Below are 19,635 nucleotides of genomic sequence, written 5' to 3'. Positions count from 1 at the left end.
AGCAACTCCGCATAGTTGAGAATGCTCAAGGCCGACGAAACGCTTTATGGCGCTTCGTGAGCACGCTTGCGGTCGGTGCAGCAATCCTTTTCCTGTATGGAGTGGCCGACTACTTGAATATCGCTTTACCGCTATCAGGCATACGGTAGGTTATTCGTGTGAATCCTCACACCACCGAATAAACGCCTCGCTCACGTATTCAGCATTTAAACCGTTCCACCAGGCAAACCGCCGTGTGATCGGACCACACGCCACTACATCATCGAACGCTTCGGACAGATCCGACAGATTCGCGCCGGGCTGGTATTTCCTGTTTACCCAATACGCGCGGGCGTCTCCCAGCAGGTTAGCCAGTGCAGCGCGCCACATGCGCTGATAGCTGTCCATGTTGGCAGGGTCGTAAAGTGTGGGTTCAATTTCTGGAGGTAGTGCAGACATAACGAGGCACTCCGGGAAGGGAAAAATAGACCGCCCCGAAGGGCGGCCCCGGCTGTCCGATTCCCCGCCAGGCTCGCCGGACGGCCTGGCTTCGGTGAGGCGAATCGAACCGGCCCGGAGGAAGGGCCTATCCGCTTTTCAGGTGACCGGCGCGGCTGGTCCGGCTGCCACATAGTTGCTTGCGTAAGTGGCGACGCATCCCGGTATTACCGCGCCGGGCTCGCGGTCACGAAGATCAGACCGAGCTGGTCAGGTCGATTACCTGCACGGCTGCCGTATCGTAGATCGCTAGGCCCATTCTGAGTTCTGCCAGAACGGTCACGATGTTTTGCTTGAAGTTGTTGCCCGTTTCGCGGCTGAGTTCCACGGTCGTTTGCTGGCGGTCCAGCAGATTCACGAACCGGGTATCAATCACAATGGCGGTTCCCTGCGGAACGGCAGCGGACGCCACAGCCGGCACGCCGTAGACTGCCGGGGAGGCAGGCGCGGCCCAGCCTGGCCCGACGTACTGCTCATCACCGCCAGTTGCACGTTCAGAGCGGATCGTGAACCAGTCCACCGGGTTCAGCATAACCAGATTGGCCAGATAGCCGCTGTTACCCATAGTCGCCGCGCATTGCCCGATCCGGTCAGCCATTGGGGCGACGGTTGGAACGAACGCAGTGCCGTCTGTGATCAGGCCGGACATTTCAAACGAACTGCCCGCGCCGTTCACAATCTGGCGCTCTGCCTTCTCGCGTACGCCGTGGGTCAGCAGCATGGCAATGGTGGATTCCAGGCCGGGTTCATCGTCCAGAACCTGCTTTGACGCATCGTGCCAAACGGCAATGGTTTCCACAGGGGCGGTAATGAGGCCCGGATCAATGGTTTGCTCTGCCTTGGTCGTACCTTCCGCGCCCTGGCCAGCCGCTGCGTTGCTGTAGCCGCTCATGCGAGTAAACGTCAGTTGGTTACTACTGATCGGGCGGATCGGCATCACATCAAACAGAGTCAGCGGGCGCATGGCGTAGCCGAAAAGGCCGCCTTCACGCTCCGGCTGAACGTCGATACCTTCAGCCGGGGAACCACCGGAGCCTTGCAGGCTGGTCAGCGCCTTAATGGACAGGCCCAGGTCGATAGGATCAGAGTTTTTGGAGCCTTCCTTCTGCATCCGGGCCAGGCCCGCAGATTTGGTCAGGGCTTCACGAATAGAGCTAACGCGCTGCTGTCCGCCTGGCAACGGGGCAGATGAGCCACCTTTCTGGTACAGGTCTCTAAGGTCGCGCTCTAGCTCGGTGGTCTTGGTTTGGAGCTCGTCGAACTTGGTGTTAATGCCTTCTTCCAGCCCTTTCAGACCTTCCCGCAATTCTCGGTGTAGTTCGTTCATCGTCTTGTACCTCAGTCAGTCACACATAATCGTTTGGCTTCATGTGGTGAACCTCTGAAGTACCGCCAGCATCCCGCAGACAGCCCCCGGTTCCGCTCTGGCACTTTCTCCCAAAGGCGCAGAGTCGCCGCTTCACAGATCCCCTGCTTGCGGCTGGCGTCCATGAATCAACGCCGGTTAAAAATGACTCTACGACTTTACAAAAATAATGTAAACCATTGTTTTTATTGACGTTATGAACAATAAGGGCCGATCACATGCCGTCGAACGGGTTTCGGGGTTTTTCGCTTCCCCGAACCATGACGCGGGAACGGTCGGCAGGCGTTAGCCCGAACTTGCCCAGCAGGTTTTCCAGCCGTCCGAGTTGCGCCGCACTCATGTTGTCGAAGTCATGGCGCATCTTGAATATCAGCTTACACAGGGCCTCCAGTGCTACGCGGTCGGACGACCCGAGAATACCGGGCGGCAACATGGCTACCAGTTCTTCCCAGATTTCGTATTCCACAGCGAGCCACTGCGGCGCCTTGCCTACGTCGTCCACAGGTTCAAATTCCTCCCGGCGGCGCTGTGGGTTTTTCTTCCAGGCGCTTATTTCCTGGATCTTTGCGGGTTTTCTTGGTCTCGGCATTGTTATGCCCTCCGTGAATGTGGAAATGGGGATACGGAATTCGTGCTGCCCGCTACGGCCCCAGGTAACAGGGGAATTACTTTGATTTGCCCCCCGTGGGCTTCAGAACGGCACAGGCGGTTCGTTCCCGTCATCAGTGCAGCCCTTTGCCGGGGCACGACGGCGGCGGATCTAGCGGCTTCAGTTGGGCCTGTGCCTTGAGCCAGGTTTCGGCCTGTTCGTGTCCGTACCGTGCGACGACAAGGCTATAAGCGGACGCCAGTAGCAGCGTTGCCGCTTCGGCCACATCGTCGGATAGCTCAAGGGCGTTTTCGGTCAGCGCTGCAGCCGCTGCGGTTAGTTGCTGATTGGTTTTCATGGTTCGTTGCTCCCGTTTGTTTTCACAGTTCTGGTCCAGCGGTCCGGGCGGTCCGGGTTAGAGCGCATTGCACTGCTATATATGCGTTCTCGTATACCTCTGTACCTGTGCGCTATAGTCGTAATGTTGTTTCGATTCTTTTAAGTAAATACCCTGGACTACCTGGACCAAGCCAAGCGTCCCAAGGGTTCCAGCCTGGACCGCTACCTGGACCAATCATGGACCGACCCCGGACCCGAACACGGACGAAGCGGACAAATCCGTAAAAGTCGGATCAACCAGATCAATGCCGGTCCAGCGTCGTGGACGGCTAACCTGGACCGCAGAACGCGGACGATATTCACGAAGCTGACCAGGAAAAGCGGTTTTCAGTTGTCGGCTGAAAATCTCTTTAGAAAATGCATGGCCGGGAATTCCGTTCTCTGCGTGCCACTTCCGGTACGCGTTCCAGAGTTCGTCCTTTCCAACGTCACCGGTCTGGCAGACAGTGCAGCAATCCCGGACGAACGCCTTAATTGGTGAGCCCAAGGCGTCGATTTCTTCGATCAGTTCGCGGGCGGACGGCGGTGTAACAATCCGGCCCTCTGCTTTCAGGTTCCGCAGCCCCTGCAAAGCCCAGTTCAGTATCCCGGGTAGCTCCCCTGTGAGCTTGTCGGACAGGTGCGGATCCTCCCGGCCGTAGAAGCTGTGAGGCATGTGAAAGACGACGTAACGGGATGCCAGAGCGCCGGACGCGTCGCCCAGCACGGGAACCTCGTTAGAGAGAATCAGCACACGGGCGCCGAGTTTTCCGTGCCAGTCGCCTTTATGCTTCCGTTCAACGTCCAGCGCATCCTCCCCGCTGATACTGAGCAGGCGCTCGGCAACCACAGCTTTGTCTGTGTTCCGGCCCATGCGGGCATCCGGAAAAATCGCCAGGGTTTTACCAATCAGGGATTCCAGGCCGAACGGGCGCCCCAGTGAAGAAAACGACGGGCCGGCTACGTTCATGGGTCCGAGTAGCTGCCGGAGCGTGCGTGCAATGGTTCCTTTTCCAGAGCGTTTCGGGCCGATAATGGCGAATATCTTTTGCTGGCTGGTATCCAGGGTCAGGCAGTAGCCGAACAGCTTTTGAAGCTCGTGCACGGCTTCGGGATCGTCGAACGCTTCACCCATAAAGCTGATCCAGCGTTGCGGTTCCGGCGCGTGCGGGTCGTAGTCGAACGGCAGGGCATTGAACGTCAGCAGATCATCAGACAGCGGGAACAGTTCGCCCGTGTCGGGATCCAGCACGCCGTTACGGCAGACAATCAGCCCCTGCGCGTCCGGGACGCCTTCGGGCCTGTTGATCCAGTCCGGTAGTTCCTTGCCGTAGGCGTCCACGCCTGTAGCGCCTTTCAGTTCGTCCAGCGAGGCGTTAACCGTCGTGGGTCTCAGGTTGTAGCCACAGTTCGCGCGTATTTCGGCCCGTAGCAGTTCCTCGTCATACTCCCGATAGTGCCCGCCTTTCTCCCAGGTCAGCCACATGCCATTAAAGCGAACCAAGCGGGCGGGACGGTTGCAGAGCGTCATTTCTGATTCTACGGACAGCGGAAAATCGACCGTGGTCCGGGCCGTCGCTGTTTGCTGTGGTCGCTCTGCTGCAGTCCGGCGCTTGTGAACGTCCGTGCAACGGTTGCACGCGGCTTGAATGGTTCGGGGCAGATAATCGGCCCGCTCCCATTTGTCCCGTCTCAGCCCGGACAGCATCATAAGGCGCTGGATACGCTCGCAATCCTTACCCGTCCAGAACGCCAGGTGTTGAGCCAGTGCAGCATCAGCGCTGCTGGCGTCGTATTGGCGCGTTCCGGAGTCGTCAGGGTACGCCGCGGCTAACGCTTCCTCCCGGCCCTCGAACAGATCCGCGAAGCTGGCGCGGTTGCTGAACGCACTGGCGGCGCTTTTGGACTTGTAGGCGTGTTGCAGTAACTCGCCGTCGTCCGTATGGCCGTCCCATTCCGGGCAGGGCTCATCGGTCCAGCCGTCGGCGGTCTGTTCTGTTCCGGGCGGGAAATAGTCAGCCACAAGCTGGGCCACGGCTGCATCATTCCGCCAGCTTGCGGATCCGCTAGCGTGCACACCGGTGAGCGCGACAAACCGCCCGCCTGTGTAGAGTTCCAGGCCGTGCGCCACGTTCTTGCAGCCATGGGGCGGAACTGGGCCAGACCCGAACACGTGCAGGCCGTTGCCGCTGGCGGATACTTCAACAGCGGCGCCAGCCAGGCGCGCCAGCAAGTCGCAAGCCAGCGGGGACCATTGCCCGCCGTGCAAGGCGTCGTCTATGTCCAGGAACCACAGGTCGTCGTTCTGTGTGAACTCGAAGCCCACACCATCCGCGCGGCCCGCTTCCGTACAGGCTGCCGCTTCCTCGAATGTGCCCCAGTTCGCCGGGTCAGTGTGGTCACAGATGTGGCCGGTGTGGGGGCTTACGGGCTTCTTGTCCATCTTACCGGGCCGGTCCTTCGATGGTTCGAGCCGATAACATAAGAACTGCCGGTACTGTCCCATCTTGGCGAACGGGCCGCCCGGAGCGAGGGCTGTGCGTAGTGCTTCAATGCGCATCTTTCACCCCCTGAAGTATCTGGATCCGGTCTTGCTGGTCTCTCAGGTGTGCGGCACGCTTAACAGCGCGCTGCATGTGCCGCAGAGCGGCCCGCGCTCGCCCGTCGTGCAGGGCTTTTGCCGCGCGGTCGTATTCCTCCACGAATTTCACAACAGCGTTTGCAGCTTCCGCCGTATCGGCCCGGACCATCAAGGCCCGCGTGCACTGGCTGTAAAGCCCGCCGAGCGCCTTAAAACGTCGCTTTGCTTCTAACAGTGCGTCAGACGCTGTGCTATTATTCGTTGTGCAAGCTTTGATCAATGAGCCCTTGGCCAGTTGCCCGCTACCAAGGGTTTTTTTATGTCCGCTCATCGTCTGCAGCCCTCCCGGAGTTCTTCAGTTCCAGAGCCAGCCGTTCCGCCCGTGCCAGGCGGTCCCGCATTTCAGCGAGCCGTTGTTCTGGCGTTACGTCCTGTTCCTCCACAATTTCACTCAGAACACGGCAGGTGCGGATTTCGTCGAGTAGTTCCTGATAGCGGTTCATGCTGTAGACTCTCCGGAGCAGGTGTGTGCGTTTTCTTCAATCCACGCCAGAACATCATCGGCGCGGTATCGGACGTGACGGCCAAGTTTCAGGAATCGCGGACCGTCACCGGCCCATCTGGCACGCTCGCACCAGGCTTCAGATTTGCCCAGGTATGCAGCAAGTAGCTTTTGATCCCACAGCTTCGGCATTTCTACTGTGTACCCGCTGGCGGGATTCTGTGGCGGGGTGTTGTCGGGGGTGGCTGATTCTAAGTAAGTGGTGGTTTGCATGATTGAACCCTCGTTGCTTTGAAGTCGGGTTCACTATCTCGGAGCGGTGCCGGTCACGTGGCCGGCACGTGACCTATTCTGAATCACATTTTAGAGGGGTTTTCTGTCCATTTTTTGACCATGCTTATCGACACGCGGAAATGTTCGGCTGCTTTCCGCTGCAGTTCCGCGTAGCTGTGGTGCGGGTTTCGTTGATACAAGCCGTTTATGTACGGCTGAAAAAGAGGGCGTATTTCCTTCCAAGGTTCGTTTTTACTGTCGCCGCCTTTGCTGGCACTTCCTACTGTTTTACGACCGCGCAAAATATGCTCTTCGTTTTCCTGTAGTTTCTTGGTAACGTCCAGGGCCTGCGCCACTGCAAGCTGCGTGCTGATCTGCTGCATTGCTACGCCTGCCTCGAGCATGAAACCGCATGCTTGAATCATCTGGTCCTGACTCATAGCGGCTACAGCTTGCTGAACAGACCGGTAGAGCCGTTTTGCGTCCCTTTGTACGTTAGCAGGCACGCCGTCTTTTCCGTCATTCGGCCGCGTGGCTAGCAGGCGGGCACGGGCTTCGATAAAGTCCAGTTGGGCGCCTATTCGCTGTTCTTCGTTCAGGTTTTCGTAGAAGTGTTGCGGGTCCATCCCCGCACAGGCGTATCCTGCGAAAAGGTTTTTGATCGTAACGCGTGTCGGTTTCATGCTGTGGCCTCTCTGTCGAACGGGATTACCTGTGCGGACGGTTCCGGCAGGCCCTCTGCCATGCGTTGCAGCATTTCCAGTGCCTCTAGCTTTTCCTCGAAAAAGTCGTGGTGCTGATAATGCCGGGCCTGAACGCCGCCTAGTCCGTGGCTGAGTAGCTGGCCCAGCACGTCCGAACTCACGCGGTAAGGTTTCGCAGCCAGCCGGGTTTCAATCGTGGCGCGGATAGATCCGGGCGTGAAATGCCCATTTTCCAGTTCGTCCGCTTCCTCCATTTCCTTTTCAATTTTGGCCACGCCGTCCCGCATGTAACTGTTACAGATTGAACGCTTGCCGCCGTCGCAACTGAACACGAATTCACCGGCACCGGTAATACGGTCTATTGCTTTCACAGCTTCGGGTAACAGTGGGACCGTGTGGCGGCGAGGCTCTATTCTGCGGCCTTTGTAGTCCAGCAGGGTTAGGGAAGGGGCGTCCCGGTCTATATCTGCCAGTGTGGCCCGGCCTAGTTGGTCCAGGCGTTGCCCGCCCGTCAGAACGTGCAGCATCATCAGCGAGCGGCGCGGCTCCGGCTGTTCTTTTACGTGTGACCAGTAGGCGCGGAACTCTGCCAGCGTTAACGCTCTGTCTCTGGCCTTACTTGATCCGGCTACTTTCTCAATATCGTTGCAGGGGTTCGTCTTAACGTCCGCCAGCTTCAGACCGTCCGGAAAGCGGCGCTTCCTGCGGGCGTTTATCGCTTTCCTGAATGCGGTTTTCATGTAGCTGCGGATCTTGTCGGCCTGCCGTGGCTTTTTGGCGGTTTCCAGCTTCTCTATGATCCGGTCGCAGTCGTCTGTTGTGACTTCGTTGGCTGGTTTGTTCCAGATCCGTTTGAAGGGCTTTTGAATGTCGTTCTCGATTTCACGCTTGACGATGCCCGCTGATACTTTGCCCTGTTGTTCCAACCATTCGGCATAGCCCAGCATCATTTCCCCGAACGTGGCGGAACCGGAGCGGGTTTCCTTCTCGATTCGTGGATCTTGCCCAGCGGCCATTTTGCCCAAGTATTCACGGGCCTTTTTGCGGGCTGCATCTGGGGAAATGGTGGGGTGCTTTCCAATCGTGACTTTGATTAGACGGCCGCGAAGCCAGCCCTGACAGAAAAACGTGTAACCATATTCGCGCACGCCGTCTACCAGGCGACCATTACTCACACGGACGCCGAAGCCGGGCTGGTCCGTGTCCCAGTAGGGCGTCTGTTTGCCGTTTTTGGGCTCCAATGTGGCTAACGTCTTTTTGTTCAGCTTCCGCTTTTCTGCTGGCGCTCTGGTCCGTTTCTCTGTCATGGCTGGCCCCCTCGAATCTGATACATACCGCGTTTTATGTATCAAATATGTATCAGATGAATTCAAAAATGGTTAAAAGCTGTTCAAGCTCACTAGGGATAGAATACTACTAACCAGTTGTTTTTAAAGGAAGGGTTATTGATACATAACGTGTTGATAAAAACTGTTCAAAGCGGGCATTAATGACTTAAAATCTCTCGGCCGCTAGGCCGTGCCGGTTCGATTCCGGCTCCGGGCACCATATTTTCGCGGTGGTCCGAACGAACGGTAGGTGCTTGCGCACCGTCTTGCCCGGACTTCGCTCCGGAATTATCGTCGATAAACCCATGCGCGGCGTACTGCCATGCCTGAATTGCGACTCCAGGACGGGCGAGAGCTGCCATGGAGCGGGCGGCGAAACCCAGCAGAGGTCTGGCGATTGTCGCTGGCGAGCTGTACCCTCATCGAGTACGTGGTGTATCGCATTAGCAGTTCAGGGATGAAAGTGAGATCGGGGGAAACATGACTTTGCCAGAGACAGCATTATCCCGATGGGCGGCGACCGAGGGGCTGCCTTTTCCCCTGGGCCCGACCAGGATAGAAAAAGAAGGTGCCTTCAACTTCGCGCTATACTCCAAACATGCGAAGAGCGTCACCTTGCTACTCTACACCGAGAGCGATGTGGCCAATCCGGTATTCGAATTCCGGTTTGATTACCTCAGGAACAAAACGGGCCGGGTCTGGCATTGCCGTATCCCGCTTACATCAGTGAAGGGTGCGGCCTACTACGGGTATCGGGTCGAGGGACCCAGGCCCGACGGCCGCTTCGAGTGGCACACGTTCGATCACGAGAAGATCCTGCTCGACCCCTATGCCAAGTCGGTGTTCTTCCCCCCGTGCTTCGACCGGCTCGCCGCCGCCCGGCCTGGTTCGAACGCGGGCAAGGCGCCGCTGGGCGTGCTTGACGGCGACAGCGAGGATTTCGACTGGCAAGGTGACCATCGCCCCCGGCACGAGGCCGACACCGTCATCTACGAACTGCACGTGGGAGGGTTCACCAGGAATCCCAACTCCGGTGTCAGCGACGACGCACGCGGAACATTCGCGGGCCTGGTGGGGAAGATCCCGTACCTGAAGGATCTGGGCGTCACCGTGGTGGAGTTGATGCCGGTGTTCCAGTACGACCCTGCCGACGGCAACTACTGGGGCTACATGCCGCTGAACTTTTTCTCCCCTCACCATGGCTATCTCAGCGACCATACGGTCAAAGCGCAACACAACGAGCTGCGCGACACGATCAAGGCGCTGCACCAGGCGAATATCGAGGTGGTACTCGACGTTGTCTACAATCACACGGGCGAGGGTGATCACATGGGCCCGGTCTATAGCTACAAGGGGATCGACAACAGCACCTACTATCTGATGGCGGACCGGCCGGACGCACCCTACGAAAATTTTTCCGGTACTGGCAACACGCTCAACACGTCGAACCGCGCCGTCCGCAAGATGATCATGGACAGCGCCCGTCACTGGGCCCGCGAGATGCACGTCGACGGCTTTCGCTTTGACCTGGCTTCCCTCTTTACCCGTAAAGCGGACGGCTCGGTCAACGCCAACGACGTGCCGCTGCTCAGCGACATGGCCTCCGACCCGGATCTGGCGCAGCTGCGCCTGATTGCCGAGCCCTGGGACGCCGCCGGAGTGTACCAGCTGGGCCGGGCGTTCCCGGGCATCATGGCCTGCCAGTGGAACGGCAGATATAGGGACGATCTCCGTCGCTTCGTCAGGGGCGATCCCGGCATGGTGTCGGCCCTGATGCGTCGTCTGTACGGCAGCGACGATCTGTTCCCCGATGACCGGATGAATGCCTATCATCCCCATCAGAGTGTCAATTACGTCGCCTCGCACGACGGCTTCACTCTTTACGACCTCGTGGCCTACAACCAGAAGCGCAACTGGGCCAACGGCCACGGCAACAGCGACGGCATGGCGGAAAACCACAGCTGGAACTGTGGCTGGGAAGGCGACGAGGGCGTGCCGCCGGACGTCATGACGCTGCGCAAGCGGCAGATCAGGAATTTCTGCTGCCTGCTGCTGCTGTCGAACGGCACGCCCATGTTCCGTGCCGGGGACGAGTTCATGCAGACACAGGCCGGCAACAACAACCCTTACAACCAGGACAACGAAACGGCTTGGATCGATTGGCGCCGGCTGGACGCCAACCCGGACATATTCCGTTTTTTCAAGTTGATGATCGCGTTTCGCAAGGCGCATCCGTCGCTGGCGCGGAGCCGGTTCTGGCGCGAGGATGTCCATTGGTACGGGGTCGGCCGGGACCCCGACCTTGGCGATGATTCCCGCAGCCTCGCCTTTGCCCTGCGCGGCGGATCACAGCAGGATGACGACCTCTACGTGATGATCAACGCCTGGTGGGAGGAACTGACGTTCGAGATACAGGAGGGGGAGGCTGACACCTGGCGGCGCGTGATCGATACCAGCCTCGAAAGCCCATCCGACTTTCTCGAACCCGGCACCGAAAGCCCGCTGCCGTCGATGCATTATCGCGTGCCGGCCAGGACCGTGGTCGTGCTGGTTCGTGACCGGGAAAGAGGGGGAGTGTCATGAAACCAGATCCTCTGGCAGGAAAACTCGCATTGCCGGCGATGCTGGCCAACATCCCAAAACTGGTGACCGCGTACTATACCGGTCGGCCTGACTTCTCAGTGCCGGCGCAGCGGGTGGCGTTCGGCACCTCGGGGCATCGCGGTTCGTCGTCTGAAAACAGCTTCAACGAAGGGCATGTCCTGGCCATCAGCCAGGCTATTTGTGACTATCGCAAACGGCTGGATATCGATGGGCCGCTGTTCCTGGGTATCGACACGCACGCGCTGTCCGAGCCCGCCTGTGCCAGCGCGCTCGAGGTGCTGGCGGCCAACGGGGTGGACGTCATGCTTGCCGAGAACGGCGAATACACGCCCACGCCGGTGATTTCTCACGCCATTCTCTCATACAACCGCGGACGCGCGAGCGGACTGGCGGACGGCATTGTCATCACGCCGTCACACAATCCGCCCGACAGCGGCGGCTTCAAGTACAACCCGCCCAACGGCGGGCCGGCGGGTAAGGACGTTACCGGATGGATCGAAGCCAGGGCCAATATCTTTTTGGAAAACGGGCTTGATGGAGTGCAAAGAGTGTCTTACGAGAAGGCACTGCGCGCCAGTACCACCCACCGCCACGATTTTCTAAACGCTTACGTGAGCGATCTCGGCAACGTAATCGACATGGATGTGATCCGCAGCGCGGACATCCGCATGGGCGTGGATCCGCTGGGAGGTGCCGGCGTTCACTACTGGGGACCGGTTGCCGAGCGTTACGGTTTGAATCTGACGGTGGTGAACGACGCCATTGATCCGACCTTCCGCTTCATGACGGTTGACTGGGACGGCCAGATCCGTATGGACCCGTCATCAGCCTACGCGATGCAGGGCCTGATCGGCCTCAGGGATCGCTACGACGTCGCCTTTGCCTGCGACACTGATCATGACCGGCACGGGATCGTCACGCGCAGTGCAGGCTTGCTGCCGCCCAACCACTACCTCGCGGTTTCCATTTTCTACCTGTTCCAGCATCGGTCGGAGTGGAGCAAGGCGGCGGCGGTGGGCAAGACGGTGGTCAGCAGCCAGATGATTGATCGCGTGGCCGCGAAGCTGGGCCGAAAACTGTACGAGGTGCCGGTTGGTTTCAAGTGGTTTGTGGATGGCCTGCTCGACGGCTCGCTGGGCTTTGGCGGTGAAGAAAGCGCGGGTGCGTCTTTCAGCCGCCTGGATGGCAGTGTCTGGACGACAGATAAAGACGGTATTATTCCGGCGCTGCTATCGGCGGAGATAACTGCAAAGATGGGCCGCGATCCCGGTGAGCTTTACAGCGAGCTGGCGCGCGAGTTCGGCGAACCGGTTTATGATCGGGTTGAGGCGCCGGCGACCCCGGAGCAAAAACGCAGGCTGGCGAAGCTCTCGCCTCAGCAGATCACGTCCGCGGAACTGGCGGGCGAAAAAATACACAGCGTTCTTACCCATGCGCCCGGCAACGGCGAAGCCATCGGCGGTCTGAAAGTCGTGGCGGAGAGCGGCTGGTTCGCCGCACGTCCGTCCGGCACTGAGGACATCTATAAAATCTACGCGGAGAGCTTCCGCGGCGAAGGCCACCTGCGCAGCCTGCTGAGCGAGGCGCAAGCCATCATTGATCGCGCGCTGGCGGACCAATGACGCGCGCTCAACACTCCATGTTCGGGAGTGATCATGTCAGACGAGCTCGACCAGTTTTACACCAGCGCCTGCGATGCGCGGCGGGCGATACCGGAACAAAGGAGATTGAAGATGCAGATCGGAATGGTAGGCCTGGGACGTATGGGCAGCAATATGGTGCGGCGCCTGCTTCGGGGAGGGCACGAATGCGTAGTGTACAACCGCAGCCCGGACGCCGTCGGAGCACTTGCCAACGAAGGCGCCGTCGGCTCGGTGTCGCTGGAAGATCTTGTCGCCCGCATGACTCCGCCGCGCACGGTCTGGCTGATGGTGCCCGCGACAGCCGTGGATGAGATGTTGTCCCGGCTGGCGCCGCTGCTCGAAGCGGGCGACATCGTCATCGATGGCGGCAATTCCTATTACCGCGACGATATCCGGCGCGCGGCCGAATTGCAGCAGAACCGAGTGCATTATGTGGATGTGGGAACCAGCGGCGGCGTCGCTGGCCTGGAGCGTGGCTTTTGCCTGATGATCGGTGGCGAGCAGGACATCGTCCGGCACCTCGATCCGGTTTTTGCCACGCTGGCGCCGGGGATGGGCACGGCGCCACGTACTCCCGGCCGGGACAAGCCCGGCACTACCGCTGAACAGGGCTACCTGCACTGCGGTCCCCACGGCGCCGGACACTTCGTCAAGATGGTCCACAATGGCATCGAATACGGCCTGATGGCGGCGTATGCCGAGGGCCTGAACATCCTGCATAACGCCAACGCCGGCAAGCGTGTGCATGATAGTGACGCCGAGACTGCGCCGATGGGCAACCCCGAGTATTACCAGTACGAGCTCGACCTGCCTGAGATTGCGGAAGTCTGGCGGCGCGGCAGCGTGGTGGCGTCGTGGCTGCTCGATCTGACGGCCGCGGCGCTGTTGGAGGATGCTGATCTCAGCGGCTTCTCGGGGCGGGTGTCGGATTCCGGTGAGGGGCGCTGGACCGCACTGGCGGCTATCGACGAGGGCGTGCCAGCGCCGGTCATCAGCGCCGCGCTGTTCGGGCGCTTTGCCTCGCAAGGCAATGCCGGCTATGCCAACCGGGTGCTGTCTGCGATGCGAAAGCAGTTTGGTGGCCATGATGAAAAGAAAAAGGAGCACTGAGGTGGATACCAGTCCCGACCACACACCGCCGGCGGATGCGCTGGTGTTGTTCGGCATTACCGGTGACCTTGCCCGCAAGAAGATCTTTCCAGCGCTCTACGCAATGGCAAAACGCGGCACCCTCGACGCCCCGGTGGTTGGCGTCGCGAATTCCAGGCTGAGCCTGACGCAACTGCGCCAGCGCGCCCGGGACGCCATCGCGGCATCCGGCAAGATCGACGACAAACCCGCCCTTGACCGACTGCTCTCCCTACTCGGCTACGTCAGTGGCGACTACAACGAGCCGGGTACGTTCACGGCGCTCAAGAAAACGCTGGGCGAGGCCCGGCGGCCGGCGCATTACCTGGCTATTCCGCCTTCCTTGTTCGAGACAGTCACCCAGGGGCTTGGCGCTGCGGGTCTGGCCGGGCAGGCTCGTGTCATCGTCGAAAAGCCGTTCGGACGCGACCTGGCGTCCGCGCGGGCACTCAACCGCGTGCTGCGCTCGGTGTTTGCCGAAGATGCGATTTTCCGCATCGATCACTACCTTGGCAAAGAAGCGATCATGAATATCCTCTATTTCCGCTTCGCCAATTCCTTCCTTGAGCCAATCTGGAACCGCAACCACGTGGCCAGCGTGCAGATCACGTTGGCCGAGGATTTCGGTGTGGAGGGGCGCGGCGCATTTTTCGAAAGCGCCGGCACGCTGCGGGATGTTGTCCAGAACCACCTGTTCCAGATCCTCGCACTGCTGGCCATGGAGCCGCCGGGTTATCAGGACTTTGACGCCGCGCACGCAGAAAAGTACAAGGTGTTCCGGGCCATGCGCCCACTGGCGCCCGACGACCTGGTGCGCGGCCAGTACGCCGGTTACCGTCAGGAGCAGGGCGTGGCAAAGGGGTCCGATGTCGAGACCTTCTGCGCCCTGAGGCTGTATATAGATTCATGGCGCTGGCAGGGGGTACCGTGGTATCTGCGCGCGGGCAAAAGTCTGGCCACCACGGCGGCCGAGGTTGTGGTTGAGTTGAAGCCGCCGCCGCAGCGACTGTTCGATGATTCTTCGCCTGTAACCGGTCCGGCCAATTATCTGCGCTTCCGGCTGTCACCGGGCTCCGCCGTGGCCCTGGCCGCACGTGTCAAGCGCGCAGGCAAGGAATTCACCGGGGAACAGCACGAACTCTGCCTGCAGGACGAACAGCCGGAAGAGGAATCGCCCTACGAGCGGCTTTTGGGGGACGCCATGGCCGGTAATGGGGCATTATTCGCCCACGAGGACTGTCTCGAGGCTGCCTGGGCGGTGCTTGATCCTGTCCTGACGAAGCATCACCGGACCCTGGCGTACCAACCGGGTAGTTGGGGACCCAGAGCCGCAGACGCGCTTATTGCGGCAGACGGCAGTTGGTACAATCCGGTGCCGGTGAAAGCGGGGAAATGACTGCAGAGGCAGCAATAACCAGTCGGAACACGGTCTACGGATCGTTCTGCTCCGGCAGAGGCTGGATGCGATTGATGTCTCCGGTTGGGGTTGCCGGGTCATCCTTGATAATCACCATGATGCCGCCTCCGATAATAGCAATGGCGAGAATGGCTTTAATAATGATCGTTTTCCACATGAATGGCTCCTGTCGGTATTTTGGCGTTGCTACAGACTTTAGGGGCAGCGGCGGCCGGTAACAACCCTACAGCCGAAAACCGGGGACCCTCCAAAAGTCGCTTCGACAGTATAGGCTGTCTCGGCAATACTGGAACCTGGACTTCGGAGAAGGCGGTCCGGAAGTTGTTCCCAAAATACGCTGTAAATACTTACCTGTGCGCTCGGCTCCGCCATCCATGGCTCCGCACGATTCTGGGAAAAGCTTCCGGACCGCCCCTGCCACGTATAAGGGCTCGAACAGGAGAGCAGTCATGACAGCACAATCGGAACCGTTGGTCCACAAGTACAGCGAAAACGGCATTACCACGCTTACGCTGAACCAGCCCGATAAGAAAAACAGCCTTTCGATGGCCATGCTGGAGGCATTGTCCGAAGAGCTGGAGACCATCGCCTCGGATTCTGAAACACGGGTAGTGGTTCTGGCGGCCCATGGCAACGTGTTCTGCGCCGGGCACGATCTTCGGGAGGTTCGGGAACAGTTCGATAGCCATGAGTTTCAGCTGGCACTGTTTAACCAGTGCAGCAAAGTGATGCAGCAGATCGTGAATCTGCCCCGGCCGGTGATTGCCCGGGTGGCGGGCGTTGCAACGGCGGCGGGCTGTCAGTTGGTGGCCAGTTGTGATCTTGCGGTGGCGGCGGATACCGCGCGGTTTGCCACGCCCGGGGTGAATATCGGGCTGTTCTGTTCAACGCCGATGGTGGCCCTGTCGCGGAATGTGTCGCGCAAGCATACGATGGAAATGCTACTGACCGGTGAGCTGATCAGCGCGCCGAAGGCAGAGCGCCTGGGGCTGGTGAACCAGGTGGTGGATGAGCAGATTCTGGATGAAGCCGTCTACAAGCTGGCCCGCACCATTGCCGGAAAGTCGGGTCATACCCTGAAGATCGGCAAGGAGGCGTTCTATCGGCAACTGGAAATGCCATTGGCCGATGCCTACGAGTACACCTCTAAGGTGATGGCGGACAATATGATGGCGAACGATGCCCGGGAAGGTATCTGTGCGTTCCTGGAGAAACGCAAGCCGGAATGGAAAGACAGCTGAGGTCTGCATATCCGAGCACCCGATTCCGCAGGCCATCTTCGGGGTTTGAAGTCCAACGGAACGAAAACGTACGCTAAGCTATAGGAAGGCTTTATGGTCCGAATGGTGTAACATTGTCTTTGCTGGTCATATTTCTTCGTCATCAAGGCTGGCTGGCTTTAACTCCAACAGTTTGGAGATCTGATCCCGTAGACGTTCCATGTTCTCAATTTCATCATCGAGCTTGCTTTCAAGCTCTTCGGCAAGCTCGAACATTTCCATTGCGCTGCTGGTATCACCGTGGTTGCAAACCTGCATGGCAAAGTGATGTAACGAGAAAACGTCATCTCGGAGATGGAATGGCCCGTTGTTAATCACGTCCAGTAAGTCCGTGGTTTCGTAGTTTTCCATCAGCTTATCGAGCTCTTCTTCGGTCATCGTCAGAACTTCTCCCGGAAGCCTTCGGCAATTTTTTCGAGCTTGGCCATGAGATTGGGATCTTTGTCAGTACCTTCTATCTCGTCAGGCTTTTTGTAATTCCAGTGCTTGATCACGGTAATCAGTAAGTAGGTATTGCTGTCAAAGAAGCCAGGGCAATAAACCAGGACGTAATCGGATTTCCGGTGAAACTGAACCAGCCTCAACGGGAATTGCTTGCCATCCTGTTTGATATGGATGTGTTGCAGTTGGACGTATTGGCGATTGTGCGTGAAATCATAGGGCGCATCCCGGCCAAAGGTTGCCGGTAAAATGCCTTTTTCTTTATACAATCTGAAGTCGTCGAGCAAGTCATCGGCAGCCGCTTTTCCAAGCGTGTCAATAATGAGCCTGCTTTGAAATAACCGAACCTTTGTCATTGCCGCCCGCTATTTTTTCTTCTTGAGAGTATTTTTGGTTGCCTGACTCAGTTTATCCAGTTGACCTTCATATCGATGCAGGTTTTTGGCATTGTCAGGTTTCGGTGTGTTCTCATCGTTACGTTCGTCTTCCACGATCACGAACGGTTTATTATCGCCGCCTTTTATGTATTGCTGTCGCATTCAATAAATTCTCCCAAGTCATCATCGGAAAGGTTCTTAAGTTTATCCGTCATCCCCTCAACCATGTCTTCGGTCAGGTTGAACTTGGCCGGAGCGGTTTTTAGCTCCGTGGTTCCGCGTTGCTTGAACTCAACGAAGTTGATCATCTCCTCATAGAGATGAGCCGGTACCACATAGAATTGGATCTCGTTATGGGACGATACTGCCACAGCCTCACCTTCCGCTTCTGCCAGAACAGCGGTAGGATTGGATTTGAATTTGCTAATGGGTGTGGTGTATCCACACATGACCTTCTGTAACATAACCACCTCTCTATCAAGCTTCGCACTAAGGCCAACTATTGGGCTGAGTATAGCTCTATTTTTAGCCCAATTCCAGCGCTTTATAGACGGTTGACCGGCCAATCTTCAATTGCCTAGCAATCTCCGTAGCGCCGACTCCTTGTCCGTGGAGAGCGCGAACTTTAGCTTTATCCACTGTGGGCTTGCGCCCAAATTTGACGCCCTTGGCCTTAGCCTCCAGGCGGCCCTCGTTGGTGCGCTCCAGTATGCGCTGGCGTTCGGCCTGGGCCACGGCTGACAGGATGGTGACAACCATCTTACCCATAGTCCCTTCAGTGCTGATCCCATCGTCCAGGAATCGGATGGCCACACCCATGTCGTCGAACTCCTTGATGAGTTGGATCATGTCCGCTGTGTCGCGGCCAAGCCGATCCAGTTTCTTCACCAGGATGACATCACCTTCCTCCACCTTGAGCCGGAGCATCTGAAGTCCTTCGCGGTTCACATGACTGCCGGACACCTTGTCGGTAAAAATCCGGTTTGCACGGACGCCCTCTGCCTTAAGCGCCTTCACCTGCACATCGAGGGACTGCTGACTGGTGGAAACACGGGCATATCCAAAGAGTCTCATGGTAAAAAATGTCTCCTAAATCGATTTGTAGACCAGCTGTCTACTAAGCGATGTTTTAACGATTTAATAGACAGTTTATGCTGGTCATTTTATGATGTCCACAAAGTTATAATTTATTAGACACTGCAATCGCTCGCGATTTGCACAATTTTATTCGGTCTTGCGGAAGAACCGACAAATTTGACAAGCTATTTTGGCTGGGGGAATACATGCCCGTTGATTTTTTAACCTCGGAACAGAAAGCCAGCTATGGGCAATTCACGGGCGAACCGAATGAAGTGCAGTTGGCCCGCTACTTTCATCTGGATGGAGCCGACCTTGCCTTTCTCCTTCAACGGCGCGGTGATCAAAACCGTTTCGGTGTTGCCTTGCAGCTTGGCTGTGTTCGATTCCTCGGAACCTTCCTCACCGATTTGTCACAAGTGCCGATCAACGTGCAATGGTTTATTGCCCGACAGCTTGGCATCGCGGATATAGGGATTCTGTCCACCTATGCACAACGGGATACCACTCGACGTGAGCACGCAGCGCAGATCCGAACACAATATCAGTACCGGGAGTTTACATGGCCATGGTCATTTCGACTGAGCCGCTTACTCTACACGCGTAGCTGGATCAGCAACGAGCGGCCCAGCCTGCTGTTTGATCTGGCAACCGGGTGGCTGATACAACACAAGATTCTGCTGCCTGGAGCCACCACGCTGACACGCTTGATTTCCGAGGTACGGGAGCGGTCCACAAATCGGCTGTGGCAACGATTGTCGGTTTTGCCGACGCAGGAGCAGGTCGGCAAGCTGGAAACGCTTCTTCAGGTTCCGGAGGGATCGCGAACTTCCCGCTTTGACCGGTACCGCAAAGGACCGGTGACTATCAGTGGTCCGGCCTTTAACGAAGCGGTTGATCGTTATCGGGAGCTGAAGGCATTCGGCATGCACGACTTGGATTTCACCGGCATCCCGCCAGTGCGCTTTAAAAATATCGCTCGTCACGCCGGTATGATTTCCATGCACAAAATAGCCCGTATGCCGGAGAGCAAACGCACCGCCATCCTGGTTGCGTTCGCCAAGGCGTATGAAACCATTGCCCTCGATGAGGCCCTGGATGTTCTGGATTTACTGATTACCTATATTGCCGGTGAGGCGAAAAAGCTGGGCCAGAAAAAACGACTGCGAACACTGAAAGATCTGGATAAATCCGCATTGGCCCTGGCGGAGGTATGCGCCCTGATACTCAATGAACGTATGCAAGATGAACTGCTGAGATCAGCCATCTTCGCCAAAATGCCGCGTGAAAAACTGGCGGAATCCATTGCCACTGTTCATGAGCTCGCACGACCCTACGATAATAACTTTCAGGATGAAATGGTGGAGCAGTATGGCCGGGTCAGGCGCTTCTTGCCGAAATTACTGTGCGATATCGAGTTCAAAGCGGCTCCGGCCGGCAAAGCGACTTAAGCATGTGAACATGCTGGGT

21 protein-coding genes and 1 pseudogene are annotated in these 19,635 nt (G+C 57.9%); 6 read left to right on the top strand and 16 right to left on the bottom strand.

The window, feature by feature from the left end; translation table 11 throughout:
- Positions 1-150: 150 nt before the first annotated feature.
- From QPL96_RS15645 to QPL96_RS15600, 10 genes are all read right to left on the bottom strand, one after another.
- Entirely contained in the window at positions 151-438 is a 288-nt protein-coding gene (locus QPL96_RS15645) for a hypothetical protein (RefSeq protein ID WP_303288239.1), read from the bottom strand.
- Positions 439-673: 235 nt separating this feature from the next.
- Positions 674-1,804 carry a phage major capsid protein gene (locus QPL96_RS15640; protein ID WP_303288238.1) on the bottom strand — a complete coding sequence of 377 codons (1,131 nt, stop codon included), beginning with the start codon at positions 1,802-1,804 and terminating at the stop codon, positions 674-676.
- 253 nt (positions 1,805-2,057) lie between these two features.
- A complete protein-coding gene (locus QPL96_RS15635; protein ID WP_303288237.1) occupies positions 2,058-2,432 on the bottom strand; it encodes a hypothetical protein in 375 nt (124 codons plus the stop codon).
- A 133-nt stretch (positions 2,433-2,565) separates the two neighbouring features.
- Positions 2,566-2,790 (bottom strand): hypothetical protein, encoded by a 225-nt coding sequence (locus tag QPL96_RS15630; protein WP_303288236.1) that lies wholly within the window; start codon positions 2,788-2,790, stop codon positions 2,566-2,568.
- A gap of 216 nt (positions 2,791-3,006) precedes the next feature.
- Positions 3,007-5,253: a phage/plasmid primase, P4 family gene (locus tag QPL96_RS15625; RefSeq protein ID WP_303288235.1), complete on the bottom strand. Its 2,247-nt coding sequence runs from the start codon at positions 5,251-5,253 to the stop codon at positions 3,007-3,009.
- 106 nt (positions 5,254-5,359) lie between these two features.
- Entirely contained in the window at positions 5,360-5,722 is a 363-nt protein-coding gene (locus QPL96_RS15620; RefSeq protein ID WP_303288234.1) for a hypothetical protein, read from the bottom strand.
- Positions 5,709-5,894, bottom strand: a complete 186-nt coding sequence (locus tag QPL96_RS15615) for a hypothetical protein (protein WP_303288233.1) — start codon at positions 5,892-5,894, stop codon at positions 5,709-5,711. The genes QPL96_RS15620 and QPL96_RS15615 overlap by 14 nt, the downstream gene beginning before the upstream one ends.
- Positions 5,891-6,085, bottom strand: coding sequence for an AlpA family transcriptional regulator (locus QPL96_RS15610; RefSeq protein WP_303288263.1), 195 nt, complete (start codon positions 6,083-6,085; stop codon positions 5,891-5,893). Before QPL96_RS15610 ends, QPL96_RS15615 begins: the two co-directional genes overlap by 4 nt.
- A gap of 164 nt (positions 6,086-6,249) precedes the next feature.
- Entirely contained in the window at positions 6,250-6,849 is a 600-nt protein-coding gene (locus tag QPL96_RS15605) for a hypothetical protein (RefSeq protein WP_303288232.1), read from the bottom strand.
- Positions 6,846-8,177 carry an integrase family protein gene (locus QPL96_RS15600; protein ID WP_303288231.1) on the bottom strand — a complete coding sequence of 444 codons (1,332 nt, stop codon included), beginning with the start codon at positions 8,175-8,177 and terminating at the stop codon, positions 6,846-6,848. The genes QPL96_RS15605 and QPL96_RS15600 overlap by 4 nt, the downstream gene beginning before the upstream one ends.
- Before the next feature lie 501 nt (positions 8,178-8,678).
- Here QPL96_RS15600 and QPL96_RS15595 point away from each other — a divergent pair.
- The 4 genes from QPL96_RS15595 (at position 8,679) to zwf (ending at position 14,969) form a co-directional block, all read left to right on the top strand.
- Positions 8,679-10,781, top strand: coding sequence for a glycogen-debranching protein (locus tag QPL96_RS15595; protein WP_303288230.1), 2,103 nt, complete (start codon positions 8,679-8,681; stop codon positions 10,779-10,781).
- On the top strand, positions 10,778-12,424 hold the full coding sequence (gene pgm, locus QPL96_RS15590; protein WP_303288229.1) for a phosphoglucomutase (alpha-D-glucose-1,6-bisphosphate-dependent): 1,647 nt from the start codon (positions 10,778-10,780) through the stop codon (positions 12,422-12,424). Before QPL96_RS15595 ends, pgm begins: the two co-directional genes overlap by 4 nt.
- Positions 12,425-12,535: 111 nt before the next feature.
- Positions 12,536-13,555, top strand: coding sequence for a phosphogluconate dehydrogenase (NAD(+)-dependent, decarboxylating) (gene gnd, locus QPL96_RS15585; protein WP_303288262.1), 1,020 nt, complete (start codon positions 12,536-12,538; stop codon positions 13,553-13,555).
- Between the two features lies 1 nt (position 13,556).
- Positions 13,557-14,969, top strand: coding sequence for a glucose-6-phosphate dehydrogenase (zwf, locus tag QPL96_RS15580; RefSeq protein ID WP_303288228.1), 1,413 nt, complete (start codon positions 13,557-13,559; stop codon positions 14,967-14,969).
- A gap of 34 nt (positions 14,970-15,003) precedes the next feature.
- Here zwf and QPL96_RS15575 read toward each other — a convergent pair whose 3' ends face one another.
- On the bottom strand, positions 15,004-15,147 hold the full coding sequence (locus QPL96_RS15575; protein ID WP_303288227.1) for a hypothetical protein: 144 nt from the start codon (positions 15,145-15,147) through the stop codon (positions 15,004-15,006).
- Between the two features lie 292 nt (positions 15,148-15,439).
- Here QPL96_RS15575 and QPL96_RS15570 point away from each other — a divergent pair, with 292 nt between their 5' ends.
- On the top strand, positions 15,440-16,231 hold the full coding sequence (locus tag QPL96_RS15570; protein ID WP_303288226.1) for an enoyl-CoA hydratase: 792 nt from the start codon (positions 15,440-15,442) through the stop codon (positions 16,229-16,231).
- A gap of 126 nt (positions 16,232-16,357) precedes the next feature.
- Here QPL96_RS15570 and QPL96_RS15565 read toward each other — a convergent pair whose 3' ends face one another.
- The 5 genes from QPL96_RS15565 to QPL96_RS15545 all read right to left on the bottom strand — a co-directional run bounded on the left by QPL96_RS15565 (position 16,358) and on the right by QPL96_RS15545 (position 18,162).
- Entirely contained in the window at positions 16,358-16,648 is a 291-nt protein-coding gene (locus QPL96_RS15565) for a hypothetical protein (protein WP_303288225.1), read from the bottom strand.
- 2 nt (positions 16,649-16,650) lie between these two features.
- Entirely contained in the window at positions 16,651-17,067 is a 417-nt protein-coding gene (locus QPL96_RS15560; RefSeq protein ID WP_303288224.1) for a type II toxin-antitoxin system YafO family toxin, read from the bottom strand.
- Between the two features lie 9 nt (positions 17,068-17,076).
- Positions 17,077-17,250, bottom strand: a complete 174-nt coding sequence (locus QPL96_RS15555; protein ID WP_303288223.1) for a hypothetical protein — start codon at positions 17,248-17,250, stop codon at positions 17,077-17,079.
- Complete coding sequence (locus QPL96_RS15550) at positions 17,232-17,552, bottom strand: hypothetical protein (RefSeq protein ID WP_303288222.1); 321 nt, start codon at positions 17,550-17,552, stop codon at positions 17,232-17,234. The genes QPL96_RS15555 and QPL96_RS15550 overlap by 19 nt, the downstream gene beginning before the upstream one ends.
- Positions 17,553-17,613: 61 nt before the next feature.
- The gene (locus tag QPL96_RS15545; RefSeq protein WP_303288221.1) at positions 17,614-18,162 is read right to left on the bottom strand and encodes a recombinase family protein; all 549 of its coding nucleotides are present in this window, start codon (positions 18,160-18,162) and stop codon (positions 17,614-17,616) included.
- Between the two features lie 209 nt (positions 18,163-18,371).
- Here QPL96_RS15545 and QPL96_RS15540 point away from each other — a divergent pair.
- Positions 18,372-19,613, top strand: a pseudogene (locus QPL96_RS15540) (DUF4158 domain-containing protein); the annotation flags it as partial.
- Between the last annotated feature and the right edge of the window lie 22 nt (positions 19,614-19,635).

Source organism: Marinobacter sp. SS8-8 (assembly GCF_030540945.1).
GTDB lineage: Bacteria > Pseudomonadota > Gammaproteobacteria > Pseudomonadales > Oleiphilaceae > Marinobacter.
The sequence above is the reverse complement of the archived record's forward strand: the minus strand, read 5'-3'. Positions and strand labels throughout refer to the sequence as shown.